This is a genomic window from Streptacidiphilus monticola (assembly GCF_042658505.1).
In the GTDB taxonomy this organism is placed as follows: domain Bacteria; phylum Actinomycetota; class Actinomycetes; order Streptomycetales; family Streptomycetaceae; genus Streptacidiphilus; species Streptacidiphilus monticola.
The window spans coordinates 18,571-32,712 of the sequence record NZ_JBHSQJ010000017.1; the positions used below are offsets into that span (position 1 = coordinate 18,571).

Below are 14,142 nucleotides of genomic sequence, written 5' to 3' on the forward strand. Positions count from 1 at the left end.
GACGCCGCGGCGACGGCGCGGTGCAGCTCGTCGCGGTGGGGGCGGCCGCCGGCCGCGAGGCGCCGGGCCCGGCGGGTCAGCCGGCTCCGCTGCCACCAGGACTGCCGCACGCCGCGCTCGGCGCGCCAGGCGCTGCTCGCGGTGGCGGCGGCGAGGGCGCGCAGTTCGTCCTCGGCAGCGTCGTACGCCTCGGGGCGCAGCACCGCGAGGCTCTCCTGCAGCCGTGCCAGGACGATCACGGCGGAGGCCAACTCGCCCACGGCTTCTGGTACTTCGAACCCAGGAAGTGCGGCCAGCCGCTCCGCCGCCTGCTCCAGCAGGGGCAGGTCGCGGCTGCGCAGCTCCGCGAGCAGGGTGGAGGCGGCGCGCGCCTCGTCGAGCCGGGACACCGAGTCGAGCGCGGCGTACCAGGGATGGGTCTCGGTGCTGAGCGTGAACCCGCCCGCGTCCGCGTAGCGGACCAGGTCCTCGCGGGCGTCGGCGGGCAGGGGGGTGGAGGGAAGAACGCTGCTGCTGTGGTCGGTCGCGACAGACATAGGCGGTTGGATTTCCCGGGCTGAGTCGGTGACGGTGGGCACCCACGATAGGGGTACCGGCAGGCGGAACGCTGACGGCCTCGCCGCTGCGCGCAACGGTGTGATCTTTCATCCGATCAAAAGGCCCGGCGAGAGGGCCGCTAGACCGGGAATTCGCACGAACGCTCAGGAATGATCCGATGACAGATCTCCCCGAGTGGCCCATTGTCGTCGTCGCCCGCTTGACGGAGCGTCAACCGCCGTCCTGCGGCCGGTGCGGCCGTGCCCGTGGCTCCGCCCAGTCCGGGACCCGCCCGGGCCAGGTGTGCGCAGGCAGGCAGGGGGTAGCCGCCAGCGGACGCCGAGTCCGGGGCGCAGAGCGCGGCCGGACAGGAGGGAGTGGTGGTGATGGGCCAGATGACCATCGAGCTGGTGTGCCTGTCGGACGGGGAGGTGCTGGTCCCGGCGCTGACGCTGTCCTCGCTGCTGCGGCAGGTCTCCGAGGAGGTGGGCGACTGGTCCCAGCCCGAGGCGGACCCGCCTACCGTCGCGGCCGTCCGGGAGCTGCTGGACGGACTGGCGGACCGCATAGACACCGACTGCATCGCTGTCGCGTCGGAGGCGGTGGAGCCCGCCGAGGACCTGCCACGCGCCCGCTGACGGGGGAGGGAGAGCCGTCGTGACGACCCAGGCCGCCGCCCCGATGCGGATTCCGCGCCCCTGCCACTTCCTGATGTGCCCGCCCACCTACTTCGACGTCCGCTACGCCATCAACCCGTGGATGGACCCCGGCGACCCGCCGGACCGCCGAGTGGCCATGGAGCAGTGGGAGCGGCTCCGCGCACTGCTGGTCGACCTCGGACACCGGGTCGAACTCGCCGAGCCGGAACCGGGGTTGCCCGACATGGTGTTCGCCGCCAACGCCGCCACCGTCGTGGACGACCGGATCCTGGTGAGCAGCTTCCGGCACCCCGAGCGCCGGGGGGAGACCGCCGCCTACGAGCGCTGGTTCCGTGCGCGGGGCTACCGGCAGGTGCGCCGGGCCGGCCGGACCAACGAGGGTCAGGGGGACCATCTGCTCGCCGGGGGCCGGCTGCTGGCCGGTCACGGCTTCCGCACCGAGCGGGAGTCGCACCCGGAGACCGGTGGCTTCCTGCGCCGGGACGTGGTCGAGCTCACCCTGGTGGACGCCCGGTTCTACCACCTCGACACCGCCTTCGCGGTGCTCGCCGAGGACACCGTCATGTACTGGCCGGGCGCCTTCTCCGCCGCCGGACGGCGTCGCCTGGCCGCGCTGTTCCCCGACGCGCTGCTGGTCGAGGAGGCCGACGCGGCTGCGTTCGGGCTCAACGCCGTCAGCGACGGCCGTAACGTGCTGCTGCCCAGCGGGGCGGCGGCGCTCGCCGACCGGCTGCGCGGGCGGGGTTTCGAGCCGCACCTCGTGGACGCGGGCGAGCTGATGAAGGCGGGCGGCGGCCCCAAGTGCTGTGTGCTGCACCTGCACCACGCGTCCGCGACTCCGTGGGAGAGGAGGCCGAACGGCCATGGGAACCAGCGGCTGCACCCCGCCCCTGCCGGCAGCGCGCGGTCCGGTCTCGGACCGGCTGCTGCGACTGCTGCGCCGGACGCCCGAGCAGACTTCCGGGTTGACCGGCCGGACCGAGCCGCCTGAGCCGGGGGCCCTGTGGGCCGACGCGGAGAGGGAGCCGGAGCCCGGCCACGGGCCGGCGGAGCACGGGCTGGACGACGACGTCCAGTTGGCGCTCTACGTCTGCTACGAACTGCACTACCGGGGCTTCCAGGGTGTGGACCCGCGCTGGGAGTGGACGCCTGTCCTGCTGGCCCTGCGTGCCGGCCTGGAGCGGGACTTCCTCGCCCGGGTTCGCTCGCTGCTCGGCCAGGTCCCGCCGCTGGAGCGGCAGTTGGACGAGTTGTTGACGGAGCCGGACCAGGGGAGCGGGCCGTCCTGGTTCCTGCGCGAGCGTGGTGAGCGGTGGCAGGTGCGGGAGTACCTGGCGCAACGCTCGCTGTACCACCTCAAGGAGGCCGATCCGCAGGCATGGGCCATCCCCCGGCTGCACGGCGCCGCTCAGGCCGCCTTCGTGGCCGTCGAGTTCGACGAGTACGGCGGGGGGCACCCGGGCCGGGTCCACGCGCGGCTGTACGCCGACATGATGGCGGACTTCGGCCTCGAGGCCGGGTACGGCCGCCATCTCGACGCCGCGCCCGCCGAGGCGCTGGCCGTGGTGAACCTGATGTCCCTGTTCGGCCTGCACCGGAGCCTGCGGGGCGCGCTGGTGGGCCAGTTCGCCGGGGTGGAGATCACGTCCTCGCCGGCCTCCGCCCGCCTGGCCGAGGCGCTGGCCGCCTGCGGCGCGGGTGAGGCGGGAGTCCGCTTCTACCGCGAGCACATCGAGGCGGACGCGGTGCACGAGCAGTTGGTGCGCCGTGGGGTGATCGACGAACTGCTGCGGGACGAGCCGGAGCTGGAGCAGGATGTCGCGTTCGGGCTGGCCGCCTCGATGCTGCTGGAGGACCGGATGGGCGAGCGGATGGTCAACTGCTGGTCCGCCGGGCGCAGTTCACTGCGCATCCCGCTGGCCGACGCCCCCGTCCCCGCCGCGGTCCCCGTCGCCTGAGCCGGCGGCGCCAGGCGCCCGGCGACGGCGGCGGTGGCTGGTGTCGCAGAACGGGTAGCGGCGGCTGCGTCGGCAGGTGCACAGCGCCACGACCGGGCGCTCGCTGCGTACGGTCCCGCCGTCCGGGAGCACCAGCTCCACCGGGCCGTCCACCAGCACCGGGCCGGGACCCTCCGGGAGCACCACGCGGGTCGCCTCAGCGCGGGCGGACACCGCGGATCACCACCAGTTCCTCCTCGCGGCGGCCGGGCTCGATCAGCCCCTGCCGCTCGAACCATTCGGCCCTGGCTCGCATCACCGGCCCGAAGGGCTGAGTCACCCGGGCGACGACCGCCGCGCGCAGGCCCGTCGCCCGCAGTGCCGCGCAGGTGCGTTCGACGCCGCACAGGTCCGAGTGGACGAGCAGCAGCACGCCGCCGGGTCGCAGGAAGGCCGGAGCGTGGGCGCAGATCCGGTCCACGAGCTGCCGGCCGTCAGGTCCCGCGTCCCAGGCCCGCGCGGCGCCCCGGGCGGAGGAGAGCGGGGTGGGGGCGGGGACGTACGGCGGGTTGGCCAGGACGAGGTCGAAGCGGCGGCCGACCACGGGGCGCAGCAGGTCGCCGTGGCGGGCACGGATCCGACGGCCGTGCAGGGCGCCGTTGAGCACGGCGGAGGCCAGCGCCGGCCACGACACGTCCACGGCCGTCACGGCGGCGCCGCGTCTGGCCGCGGCGACGGCGAGGGCCCCGCTGCCGGTACCGATGTCCAGGACGGCGGCGCCGGACGGCAGCGGTTCCTCCTCGAGCGCGGCGAGGAGCAGTTCGGTGTCCGCCTGGGCGCGGTAGACGCCCGGCGGTGTGATCAGCAGCATGTCCGGCGTCTGCCCGCCCCTGAGCGGCTGATGCCTGCGGGGGCCGTGGGGCAGGACTTGTCCGCCGGATCCATCCCGTGGCGGCGTCGCGCGGCTCCGNCGGCGAGGGCGCCGGTGCCGATGTCGAGTAGGGCGGCACCAGGAGGCAGCGGTCCGGATAGGTTCGCCGGGTTGCGGTGTCCGGTGGTGGGGGCACCCCCGGCCGAAGGCTGGGGGAAGCTCGCAAGGCGGAAGGTCGCCCTCGTACTGGATGTCCTTGGGCGCGCGCGGCGTGGGGGCACCCCCGGTCGAAGGCTGGGGGAGTCCCGTGCCGGGCACCGCAAGACGGCGAACCTGTCCGGACACGGCACTAGCTTGGGAGGCTCCCCGGGATGGAGCCCGGGGTGTGAACCGGGAGGGGTCGGGCAGACGCGGCGAAGGCCCGTCCGCCGACCCCAGGGGAGAGCATGTCCGTCCGATCGAGCGGCCCCGCGGCCCTGCGTCCGGCGCGTCGCGCCGATCAGGTCCGTGCGGCCGGCTCCGCGCAGGTGGAGCAGGCGACGGTTCGGTACCTCGCGTACGGACTGCTTCCCGCCTGGACCGTCCCGGCCGCCGCGGACTGGCTGATGCACCGGCGCACCCGGATCCAGGACAACGCGGGGACCCGCGAGTCACTGGTCCACCTGGCGATGATGACCGAGGTGGGCGTGCCGGCGATCGTCGTGCTGCTCTGCGAGGTCGAGCCGCCCGTGCTGGCCGTGCTGCTGCTGTCGGTGCTGGCCCACGAGGCGACCGCGCTGTGGGACGTGCGCACCGCGCGCGAGGGCGGGCGCGACGTCGGGGTGGTCGAGCAGCACCTGCACAGCTTCCTGGAGTCGCTGCCCTACATGGCGGCTGCCGCGCTGGCGTGCCTCCATCCGGACCAGGTGCGGGGGTTGGGCCGGGCGCTGGCCGCGCCGACCCGGGCGTCCTGGCGACTGCGGCTGCGCCGTCCGGCGTTTCCGGCCCGCTACCTCGCGGGGGTCGGCGCCGGTGCCGCCGGCCTCGGGCTGCTCTACGCCGAGGAGTTGTGGCGCTGCGCAAGGGCGGCCCGCAGGTAGTGACCCGGGCTGCCGTCAGCCGTTCCCGCCGACCAGGTCCGCCACGGCGGTGGCGCAGTCGGGGTGGATGGCGAACACGTCCTCGACGGCGGCCACTTGCAGCAGCCGGACGACCCGGTGGCTCGGGGCCACCAGGGCGAGGGCGGTGCCCTGCAGCAGACAGCGCTCACGCAGCGTCAGCAGCAGGCGTAGCCCGGACGAGTCGCAGAACGGTACGTCGCGCAGGTCCACGCAGACCACGGGCGCGTCCGCGGCCAGTGCTCGGTCGAGCACGGGCTCGGCGATGTCGCGCGTGTGCAGGTCGAGGTCGCCGAGCAGGACGCAGACCGCCGCTCCGGGGGCGGTGCGCAGCTCCGCCCGCAGGCGGGGAGCGCGCCCTGTGGTGCTGAGGGCACAACTCTCGGCGGTACTCATGGGAAGGCCTCCTTCCGGTCGCGCGCCTGCGGTGCGCGCGCCGGACGCGGACCGCAGCGGTCCATGCCCTGCACCTGCCCGGCGGCGCGCGTTCCAGTCGGCTTGCGGGGCCCGCATTCGAGTCGCCCGCGGGGGCTGTCAGTTGGAGGTCGGCAGCAGGCTGCCCAGGTCCGTCGGCACGGTGGTGGGCAGGTCGCTCGGCAGGTCCGAGGGCAGCCCGGTGGGCAGGGCGGACGGCAGGGTGTCGCCCAGGACGGTGCGGACGGCGTCGGCGGAGAGCTGCTGCAGGGTCGCCGCGGACAGTCCGACGCAGGCGGCGACGCCGGGGTCTGGTGTGGCGCTCGTGCCCGCCGTGCGCGCCTGCTGCAGTTGCTTGACCAGGGCCGCCTCGCAGGACGCCGTGCCCGCGGCGGCCGGCGTTCCCGAGGCGGGGGACGAGCCGGAGCCGCCGCAGGCGCTGAGCAGCAGGACGGCGGTCGCGGCCGTCAGGCCGCCGAGAACGGTGGCAGCGGTGGTGCGCATTCGGGATCCCCCCAGAGGTCGGCGTCGTGGGTCGGTGCCTGCGGCGAGCCTGCCCCGGCCGCGGACCGGTGACACGGCCGACGGCCCGACTGTGGCGGGGGTGTGACGAGTGTCGCCGCGCTGTGACACAGCCGGCCGCCCCGGCTCAGGAGTGGGGCAGCAGGGCGCGCGCCATGGCGGGCAGGCGGGCGGCCTGGAAGGCGGAGTAGCCGCCGTTGGACAGCAGTTGGAACTTGACGCCCTCGCGGCCCGGGGGACGCTCGTATCCCTCGGGGAGGAAGCGCTGGTAGTGCTCGCCCGCGCGGTCGAAGAAGCGCGGGCGCTCCCGGGTGGACAGGTGGCCCGACAGTCCCAGCAGGAACAGGTAGTGACGGACCATCCGGGTGAACAGGTGCGGTGCGGCCGCCGACTGCCCGCTGCGGCCCAGGAGTTCGAAGCTGTCCTCGTAGCGCGCGAAGACGTCGAAGGGCGTGCCGTCGGGGGAGCCCGCGGGGTGCTGGGTGTGGCGGCGGCGGATCTGCACGCACTCCCACTTCAGCACCGCGATCCGGGACGCGGTGAACAGCGCGTGGTGCATCGCCGTCACCTCCTCGTGCAGGCCGTCCGGGAAGGCCAGCGACTCGCGGGTCCACAGGCCGCGCCGGATCAGCCGGTCCCAGGAGTAGGCGGGGGCGGCGAGCAGGTCCGGCCGCTGCGCCAGGGTGAACGGCCGACCGTCGTCCCCGGCCAGCAGCCCGGCCGCGGCGCCGGGCCAGGACTGGCCCCGGTGCAGCCGGGTGTGCCCGAAGAGCAGCAGGTCGGGTCGGTCGCAGGCGTCGAGCCGGTCGGCCATCGCCCGCAGGGTGCCGCCCCAGAGCAGGTGGTCGCTGTCGAGGAAGAGCAGGTACTCGCCGCGGGCGCGGGCCGCGCCCGCGTTGCGGATCCGGCCGATGGAGGCGGTGGCGTCCAGGTGCACGACGCTCACCCGTGCGTCGCCCCGCCGGTGGGCTTCCGCCACATCGGTCCGGCAGGCCGAGGACGGGTCCGCGACCACGACGACCTCCAGGTCCGTGAAGGACTGGGCGAGGACGGAGCGCAGGCACGAGTCCAGTCCACCCTGGAGGTCGTGCGCGGCGACGATCACGCTGAGCAGTGGGGAGCCGGTCACGGTCCCGGACCCTAGGGCAGTCGGCCGGTCGCGCATAAGGCCAGGTGAGAGGCGCTGACAGGATTGTCATGCAACCCACCAACGGCCTTCACGAGCCACGCACCTTACTCACCGGAAAGTTACTGCACCGTAACCTACCGACGGGTTACCCCGGCTCCTGAGTCGCCGTTAACCTCCCGGCGTCGCAATCGAGTTGGACAAGGGAGCGCACCGTGGGACGACCGTTCAGAGCCTTCCGTTCGACCGACCGCACCCGGAACCGCCGACTCGCGGCCACCGCCGCCCTCGCCGCCGCCGCCCTGACGGTGACGGTCCCGGCCGCCGTCGCCGACAGCGGGCGGGAGGTGTCCCGGGGCGTCGCCATCCCGGCGTTCTACGACCCGCCCGCGCAACTGCCCGCCCACAACGGTGCGTTGGTCCGCACCGAGCCGATGCCGCTGGCGCTGAGCCTGCCCGGCCTGGACGGACCGCTGCCCGGCACCGCGACCCGCCTGATGTACCGGTCCACCGACGCCACCGGCGCCCCCGTCGCGGTCACCGGTGCCTACATCGAGCCGAGCGCGGCCTGGCGGGGCGGCGGTGCCCGGCCCCTGGTCGCCCTGGCGTCCGGGACCATGGGGCAGGGCGACCAGTGCGCGCCCTCCCTCAACCTGCAGAACCCGCTGACCCTCGGGACCCGGACCGTCTCGGTCGGATACGAGGACCTGGCGGTCTACCGCCTGCTCGCCAAGGGCGTCGCGGTCGTCGTCACCGACTACGTCGGCCTCGGCGCCACCGACCGCCTGCACACCTACGTCAACCGGGTGGACGAGGGGCACGCCCTGCTCGACGCCGCGCGGGCCGCCCTGGCCCTGCCCGGCACGTCCCTCGGCCCCGGCACCCGGATCGGCCTCTACGGCTACAGCCAGGGCGGCGGCGCCAGCGCGGCCGCCGCCGAGCTGCAGCCCTCCTACGCCCCCGAACTCCGGCTCTCCGGCGCCTACGTGGGCGCCCCGCCGGCCGACCTCACCGCCGTCATCAAGGGCATCGACGGCAGCGCCCTGGCCGGCGCGCTGGGCTGGTCGATCAACGGACTGGAGCAGACCTACCCCGCGATCCGGCCGATCATCGCCGCGCACATCAACAGCGCGGGCCGGTCCGCCCTGGCCGACCTGTCCACCATGTGCGTCGGCGACGCCATCCTCGGCTACGGCTTCGCCAAGAGCAGCACGTGGACCACCGACGGCCGCTCCATCTCCGACATCATCGCCGCCGACCCGACCCTGCAGAACGTCCTGGCCCAGCAGCGCATCGGCAACCTGAAGCCCACGGCCCCGGTGCGCGTCGCCACCGGGGTCCAGGACGACATCGTGGTCCACGCCCAGGTGCGGCAGCTGGCCCTGGACTGGTGCCGCAAGGGCGCGGACGTCACCTACGCCCCGATCGTCCTGCCCAACCTCGGCGACAAGCTGCTCACCAACCACCTCGCGCCGCTGCTCACCGACCAGGGCGACGCCATCTCCTGGCTGACCGACCGGCTGTCCGGCCGGTCCGCCTCCTCCTCCTGCGGGCTGCTCCCGCTCCTGCCCTGAGCCGTCGTCAGGAGGCCGCCGCCCCGGCGGCGGTGAGCACCACCAACTGCCGCGTCGCGCGCGTCATCGCGACGTAGCGGTCCACCCCGCCCGCGATCCCGGAGCCGAACGCGTCCGGTTCGACGAGCACCACCAGGTCGAACTCGAGACCCTTCGCCAGCTCCGGGGTCAGCGAGCGGACGCGCGGCCGTTCGCGGAACCCGGGCGCGCCGATGACGCAGGCGACCCCTTCGTCGTGCGCGGCCAGCCAGTCCGCCACGGTCGCCTCCAGCTCGTCGACACGGCCGCGGACGACCGGCAGCCCGCTGCTGCGGACCGAGAGCGGCACGTTGGCGTCCGGGAGGACCGCCCGGATCAGGGGCTCGGCCTCGGCCATCACCTCCTGCGGCGTCCGGTAGTTGACGGTCAGGGAGGCTTCCTCGATCCGGTCCAGCCCGACGCGCTCCAGGCGCTCCCGCCAGGACTCGGTGAACCCGTGCCGGGCCTGGGCCCGGTCGCCGACGACGGTGAAGCTGCGGGAGGGGCAGCGCCGCAGCAGCATCTGCCACTCCGCGTCGGTCAGCTCCTGGGCCTCGTCCACGACGACGTGGGCGAACGGTCCGGCCAGCCGGTCCGGGTCGGCGGCCGGCACGACGCGATCGTCCACCAGGGTGTCCCGCAGGTCCTGGCCCAGCAGCATGGTCACCGCGCCCTCGAAGTCGTCGTCGGCGCGGACCAGGTCGTCGATGACGTCGGCCATCCGGGCCCGTTCGGCCGCGACGGCGGCCTCCTGCCGCCGTCTGCGCGCCGCGACCTCCCGGTCGCCGAGCCGCTGCCGGGCCGCGTCCAGCAGCGGCAGGTCGGACAGCGTCCAGGCCTGGGCGTCCTCGCGCTGCAGGGCGCGGACCTCGTCGGGCGCCAACCACGGTGCGCACAGCCGGAGGTAGGCGGGGACCGTCCACAGGTCGCCGATCAGATCGGTCGGTTCGAGCATGGGCCAGGCCCGGTTCAGCGTTGTCACCAGCTCCCGGTTCTGCCGCAGCGCGCGGTGGAACAGCTCCGGCGGGACCTCGCTCTCCTGGTCCTCCTCCTGCAGCCGGTCCGTGAGCAGGTCGGTCAGCGCCTCCCAGATCTGCTCGCGCGCCTCGTTGTGCGGGGTGCCCGGCTCCGGGGCCGCGAAGACCTCGGCCCAGTCCGCGGGGGTGAGCGGGAGGTCTGCCCAGTAGGTCTCGACCGTCATCCCCTCGGTCGGCGGCTCCTCGTAGACGCCGACCGCCTTCTCGACCGCCCGCACCAGGTCCGCCGACGACTTGAGCCGGGCGACCTCCGGGTCGGCCTCCGGCGGGGCCCCGGCGCCCTCGGCGACCAGGTCCCGCAGGGTGCAGGTCTGCACGCCCTCCTCGCCGAGGCTCGGCAGCACGTCGGACACGTAGTCCAGGTAGGGCTGGTGCGGACCGACGAACAGCAGGCCGCCGCGGTGGTGGCCGCCCAACCGCGGGTCCGCGTACAGCAGGTAGGCGGCGCGGTGCAGGGCGACCACGGTCTTGCCGGTGCCCGGGCCGCCGTCCACGACCAGGGCCCCGCGCGAGCCGGCCCGGATGATCGCGTCCTGGTCCGCCTGGATGGTGCCCAGGACGTCGCGCATCCGGGCGGACCGCTCGGTGCCCAGGCTCGCGATGAACGCGGACTGGTCGTCGAGCGCCGCGTGGCCGCGCAGACCCTCCGGGGTGAACACCTCGTCCCAGTAGTCGCTGATCCTGCCCTTGGTCCAGCGGTAGCGACGCCGGCTCAGCAGGCCCATCGGGTTGGCGTGCGTCGCCGCGAAGAACGGCTCGGCGGCGGGGGAGCGCCAGTCGAGCAGCAGCCGCCGTCCCGACCTGTCGGTGAGGCCGAGCCGGCCGATGTAACGGGGCTCCGGGTCGTCCGCGGTGACGACGCGGCCGAGGCACAGGTCCAGCGTGAAGCGGCGCAACGCGCGCAGCCGGGCGGTCAGCCGGTGCACCTCCACGTCCCGGTCCAGGGCCGCCCGGCCCGCGCCGCCCGGGGACCGCCGCACGGCGTCCAGACGGTCCGTCAGTTCCGCGACGGTGTCCTCCAGGCACGCGGCCAGATCCGCGAAGTGCTGCTCGTCGCGGGCGATGAGCTCCGGGTCGGCCTTGGCGTGCAGGCGCTCGGGCAGGTCGAACGCGCTGGTGCTCAGGGGGTTCATTCGGCGCATATCTCCCAAATCGTCAGCTTTCTCTGCGAGTGGTCGATTCTGCGGCAGCAGGGGGGCCTTGCGGCAAGACCCCCCTCGTGCTATAGCTTTAAAGTGGCGAGGAGCGGCGATGTGCCCCTCGCTTCTTTCGTTTCGGGCCGTTGTCGTGCCGCGCCCGGGTCACGCCGACGCCCCCGCCGCAGCGGGGGCGTCTGGCTTTCCGCTCCGTCAACCGCGGTCGGGATAGCGGTGGTTGGCGATCAGGGCGAGGAACCCGGGCCAGAAGGACTCGTCCGGCTCACCGTCGGACGCATGGAGCAGGACACCGGGCAGCCGCGCGTGCTCCTTCATGCCCGCCGCCGTAGCGGCGCTGCGCAGCAGCTCCGTCCCGGAGCCGAGCGCGGCCAGCGGCTTGCCGTGGCGCAGCGCCTCGGTGACGAACCGCAGCACGTCCGGGTCGGCGCGCAGCGCCTCGCCCGCGCCGTCCGGGAGCAGGACGGCGTCGTAGAGCACGGACGCCATGGTCGGCAGCGGACGGTCCACCGGGACCGACTCACCGTCAGCGCCGGGGAGTTGACCGCCCCGCGCGGCCAGCGTCTCGACCACCGCCCCCGCCGGCGCCAGCTGCGCGTGCGCGGCCCGCACCTGTGCCGTGACCACTCCCGGTCCGGCCAGGACCGCGACGCGCCGGGTCGCGACACCCTCGCCGCGCAGGTTCTCCAGGCTGAGCGCGGGCGAGGCGCGCAGTCCGCTCTCCTGCTGCGGTGCCTGCTCCCGGCCCTGGTCCTGCCCCTGGTCCGGTGCGGGTTCGGCGACACCGATGCGCCGGGCGACCTCCGCGGCCAGCGCGGGGTCGACGTGGACCAGGTTGTCCACCATCCGTTGCCGCACCGCCTGTTCGCCCACCTTGCCCAGCTCGAAGGCGAAGGCCGCCGTGATGTGCTCCTGCTCCCAGGCGGCCATGCTGTGCCAGAACAGCGCGGCCTGGCTGTAGTGGTCGGCGAAGCTGGGGCTGCGGCGGCGGACCGCCCGGCCGTCCACGCGCTCCTGGTAGTGCTCGAAGACCCCTTCGGGCAGCCGCCCGCCGCCCATCGCGGCGGGGCAGCCGCCGACCGAGTTCGGCGCATAGCTCGGCCCCGGATGGATCAGCTGCTGGCCGTAGCCGTCACGTTGGTTGTTGCGCACCTCGGCGATCGGACGGTTGACCGGCAGCTGGGAGAAGTTGGGACCGCCCAGGCGGATCAACTGGGTGTCCAGATAGGAGAAGTTGCGCCCCTGCAGCAGCGGGTCGTTGGTGAAGTCGATGCCGGGCACCACGTTGGCCGTGTGGAAGGCGATCTGCTCGGTCTCGGCGAAGAAGTTCTCCGGGTTGCGGTTCAGCACCATGCGGCCGACCGGCCGCACCGGGACCAGCTCCTCCGGCACGAGCTTCGTCGGGTCCAGCAGGTCGAAGGGGAACGCGAACTCGTCCTCCTCCGGGATCAGTTGGAGTCCGAGCTCCCACTCCGGGTACGCGCCGGCCTCGATCGCCTCCCACAGGTCGCGGCGGTGGAAGTCCGGGTCCCGGCCCGCGGTGAGCTGCGCCTCGTCCCACACCTGGGAGCAGACGCCGAGCCGGGGCTTCCAGTGGAACTTCACGAAGGTGCCCCGCCCCTCGGCGTTGACCAGCCGGAAGGTGTGCACGCCGAACCCCTGCATCATCCGGAAGCTGCGCGGGATCGCCCGGTCGGACATCACCCACATGAGCATGTGGGTGGACTCGGGCTGCAGCGAACAGAAGTCCCAGAAGGTGTCGTGGGCGGACGCCCCGGTGGGGATCTCGTTGGGCGGCTCGGGCTTGACCGCGTGCACGAAGTCGGGGAACTTGACCGCGTCCTGGATGAAGAAGACCGGCATGTTGTTGCCGACCAGGTCGTAGTTGCCGTGCCGGGTGTAGAACTTGGTCGCGAAGCCGCGCACGTCGCGTACGGTGTCGGCGGAGCCGCGCGGGCCCTGCACGGTCGAGAACCGCACGAAGACAGGGGTGCGGCGCCCGGGGTCCTGGAGGAAGTCGGCGCAGGTGTACTCGGCGAGGGACTCGTACGGCTCGAAGTAGCCGTACGCCCCCGCGCCGCGTGCGTGCACCACCCGCTCGGGGATGCGCTCGTGGTCGAACCGGGTCAGCTTCTCGCGGAGGTGGAAGTCCTCGAGGAGGGTCGGCCCGCGCTCGCCCACGTGCAGCGAGTTGTCGGTGTCGTCGACGCGGACGCCCTGGTCGGTGGTCACCGCGCCCTCTCCGGCGGGGACGCGGAACGCGTCGAGGGCGGCGTCCTTGCTGTCGCGGTTCGCCCGGTTCCCCCGGTTCCCCCGGTTCTCGCGGTTCTCGCGGTTCTCGCGGTCGTCGGGGCCGTGGGTGCCGTCGGCTGGCCCGCGCCCTTGCGGGGGGCCGGGGTTGACGGTCTCCGTGACCGGCGCCGTGTGCTCCTGCGGACGCCCTTCGGGCGGCCCAGGGTTGTTGGTCATGACGCTCTCCGTCCTGTGGCCGGTCGCCGGTGGCCGGTCCCCGGTTGCCACGGAGCGGTCGGAACCGCCGCCCGGCTCCGGCGGTGGTCGTCGTCGCCGGAGCGGCTGCCCGGGGGAGAGGGGGACAAACGTCGAGGCGGAGGGGTGAAGGGGTGGTGGTCGGGTGGAGGGCCGGTGGGGCGGAGGGCCGGTGGGGCGGAGGGTGGAGGGCCGGTGGGGCGGAGGGCCGGTGGGGCGGAGGGTGGAGGGCGAAGGCAGGGTCGGGCGGTGGAGCCGGGCCGTGCCTTGGGGCGGGCGCGGTGCTCACGTGGGTGTGGCAGCGAGGCNGAAGGCAGGGTCGGGCGGTGGAGCCGGGCCGTGCCTTGGGGCGGGCGCGGTGCTCACGTGGGTGTGGCAGCGAGGCGAGGCGAGGGAAGCGAGGTGGAGAGGGAGGGGAGGATGCAAGGGAGGCGAAGGACGACGCACTGTGGCGGCAACGGCATTCGTCGTGGGGCGATCTGGCTCGCCGTGCTGCTCGCTCTGCTCGCTTCAAAGACGCGACTGGGAGGGAGGGGTCGCGCCGGGGGCTGCCCAGAGTGCAGGTGGTGGTGGGTGGCCGGCCGTTGCGGCTGCGCCGGGCCCTGGCCGCTGGCGGCTCGTGCCTTGGGGTGTGTGGCGGGTTGGCGGGGGTTCGGGCCCGGCTGTCGGTAACCCGCCAGGGGTCGGTCCTGCCTGTGCGGGGCATCTC

At 74.1% G+C, this 14,142-nt stretch carries 12 protein-coding genes and 1 pseudogene; 5 read left to right on the plus strand and 8 right to left on the minus strand.

From position 1 onward, the window contains the following. A pseudogene (locus ACFP3V_RS05670) lies at positions 1–536 on the minus strand (hypothetical protein); the annotation flags it as partial. Between the two features lie 387 nt (positions 537–923). Between ACFP3V_RS05670 and ACFP3V_RS05675 the strand changes: the two are divergent. Genes ACFP3V_RS05675 through ACFP3V_RS05685 form a run of 3 tightly spaced genes read left to right on the plus strand, consistent with a single transcriptional unit; the run spans position 924 to position 3,154 of the window. Continuing rightward, the gene (locus tag ACFP3V_RS05675) at positions 924–1,175 is read left to right on the plus strand and encodes a hypothetical protein (RefSeq protein ID WP_380580388.1); all 252 of its coding nucleotides are present in this window, start codon (positions 924–926) and stop codon (positions 1,173–1,175) included. Between the two features lie 19 nt (positions 1,176–1,194). Next, positions 1,195–2,187: a dimethylargininase gene (ddaH, locus tag ACFP3V_RS05680; RefSeq protein WP_380580390.1), complete on the plus strand. Its 993-nt coding sequence runs from the start codon at positions 1,195–1,197 to the stop codon at positions 2,185–2,187. Beyond that, the gene (locus ACFP3V_RS05685) at positions 2,162–3,154 is read left to right on the plus strand and encodes an iron-containing redox enzyme family protein (protein ID WP_380580392.1); all 993 of its coding nucleotides are present in this window, start codon (positions 2,162–2,164) and stop codon (positions 3,152–3,154) included. Before ddaH ends, ACFP3V_RS05685 begins: the two co-directional genes overlap by 26 nt. Here the strand turns inward: ACFP3V_RS05685 and ACFP3V_RS05690 are convergent. Together ACFP3V_RS05690 and ACFP3V_RS05695 are read right to left on the minus strand one after the other, a co-directional pair. After that, positions 3,098–3,367 carry a CDGSH iron-sulfur domain-containing protein gene (locus ACFP3V_RS05690; protein WP_380580394.1) on the minus strand — a complete coding sequence of 90 codons (270 nt, stop codon included), beginning with the start codon at positions 3,365–3,367 and terminating at the stop codon, positions 3,098–3,100. The genes ACFP3V_RS05685 and ACFP3V_RS05690 overlap by 57 nt on opposite strands. Continuing rightward, the gene (locus ACFP3V_RS05695) at positions 3,351–4,004 is read right to left on the minus strand and encodes a HemK2/MTQ2 family protein methyltransferase (protein ID WP_380580396.1); all 654 of its coding nucleotides are present in this window, start codon (positions 4,002–4,004) and stop codon (positions 3,351–3,353) included. The genes ACFP3V_RS05690 and ACFP3V_RS05695 overlap by 17 nt, the downstream gene beginning before the upstream one ends. A 446-nt stretch (positions 4,005–4,450) precedes the next feature. On the opposite strand from ACFP3V_RS05695, the gene ACFP3V_RS05700 reads away from it, so the two are divergent. After that, entirely contained in the window at positions 4,451–5,083 is a 633-nt protein-coding gene (locus tag ACFP3V_RS05700; RefSeq protein WP_380580398.1) for a diguanylate cyclase, read from the plus strand. A gap of 15 nt (positions 5,084–5,098) precedes the next feature. Here ACFP3V_RS05700 and ACFP3V_RS05705 read toward each other — a convergent pair whose 3' ends face one another. From ACFP3V_RS05705 to ACFP3V_RS05715, 3 genes are all read right to left on the minus strand, one after another. Further along, positions 5,099–5,497 (minus strand): STAS domain-containing protein, encoded by a 399-nt coding sequence (locus tag ACFP3V_RS05705; protein WP_380580400.1) that lies wholly within the window; start codon positions 5,495–5,497, stop codon positions 5,099–5,101. A gap of 138 nt (positions 5,498–5,635) precedes the next feature. Beyond that, positions 5,636–6,019: a hypothetical protein gene (locus tag ACFP3V_RS05710; RefSeq protein ID WP_380580402.1), complete on the minus strand. Its 384-nt coding sequence runs from the start codon at positions 6,017–6,019 to the stop codon at positions 5,636–5,638. 145 nt (positions 6,020–6,164) lie between these two features. After that, entirely contained in the window at positions 6,165–7,166 is a 1,002-nt protein-coding gene (locus ACFP3V_RS05715) for a glycosyltransferase family 2 protein (RefSeq protein ID WP_380580404.1), read from the minus strand. Positions 7,167–7,378: 212 nt separating this feature from the next. Here ACFP3V_RS05715 and ACFP3V_RS05720 point away from each other — a divergent pair, with 212 nt between their 5' ends. Continuing rightward, entirely contained in the window at positions 7,379–8,737 is a 1,359-nt protein-coding gene (locus tag ACFP3V_RS05720; RefSeq protein WP_380580406.1) for a lipase family protein, read from the plus strand. A gap of 7 nt (positions 8,738–8,744) precedes the next feature. Here the strand turns inward: ACFP3V_RS05720 and helR are convergent, their stop codons facing one another. Next, positions 8,745–10,925 (minus strand): RNA polymerase recycling motor ATPase HelR, encoded by a 2,181-nt coding sequence (helR, locus tag ACFP3V_RS05725; protein ID WP_380580408.1) that lies wholly within the window; start codon positions 10,923–10,925, stop codon positions 8,745–8,747. A 216-nt stretch (positions 10,926–11,141) separates the two neighbouring features. Then, a complete protein-coding gene (locus ACFP3V_RS05730) occupies positions 11,142–13,415 on the minus strand; it encodes a catalase (protein WP_380580410.1) in 2,274 nt (757 codons plus the stop codon). Between the last annotated feature and the right edge of the window lie 727 nt (positions 13,416–14,142).

What these genes read in the sequence shown, in the direction of transcription:
- helR (WP_380580408.1), bottom strand. Translation starts at nt 10,925, where the DNA reads ATGAACCCCCTGAGCACCAGCGCGTTCGACCTGCCCGAGCGCCTGCAC.
- ACFP3V_RS05695 (WP_380580396.1), bottom strand. Translation starts at nt 4,004, where the DNA reads ATGCTGCTGATCACACCGCCGGGCGTCTACCGCGCCCAGGCGGACACC.
- ACFP3V_RS05730 (WP_380580410.1), bottom strand. Translation starts at nt 13,415, where the DNA reads ATGACCAACAACCCTGGGCCGCCCGAAGGGCGTCCGCAGGAGCACACG.
- ACFP3V_RS05710 (WP_380580402.1), bottom strand. Translation starts at nt 6,019, where the DNA reads ATGCGCACCACCGCTGCCACCGTTCTCGGCGGCCTGACGGCCGCGACC.
- ACFP3V_RS05675 (WP_380580388.1), top strand. Translation starts at nt 924, where the DNA reads ATGGGCCAGATGACCATCGAGCTGGTGTGCCTGTCGGACGGGGAGGTG.
- ACFP3V_RS05700 (WP_380580398.1), top strand. Translation starts at nt 4,451, where the DNA reads ATGTCCGTCCGATCGAGCGGCCCCGCGGCCCTGCGTCCGGCGCGTCGC.
- ACFP3V_RS05705 (WP_380580400.1), bottom strand. Translation starts at nt 5,497, where the DNA reads ATGAGTACCGCCGAGAGTTGTGCCCTCAGCACCACAGGGCGCGCTCCC.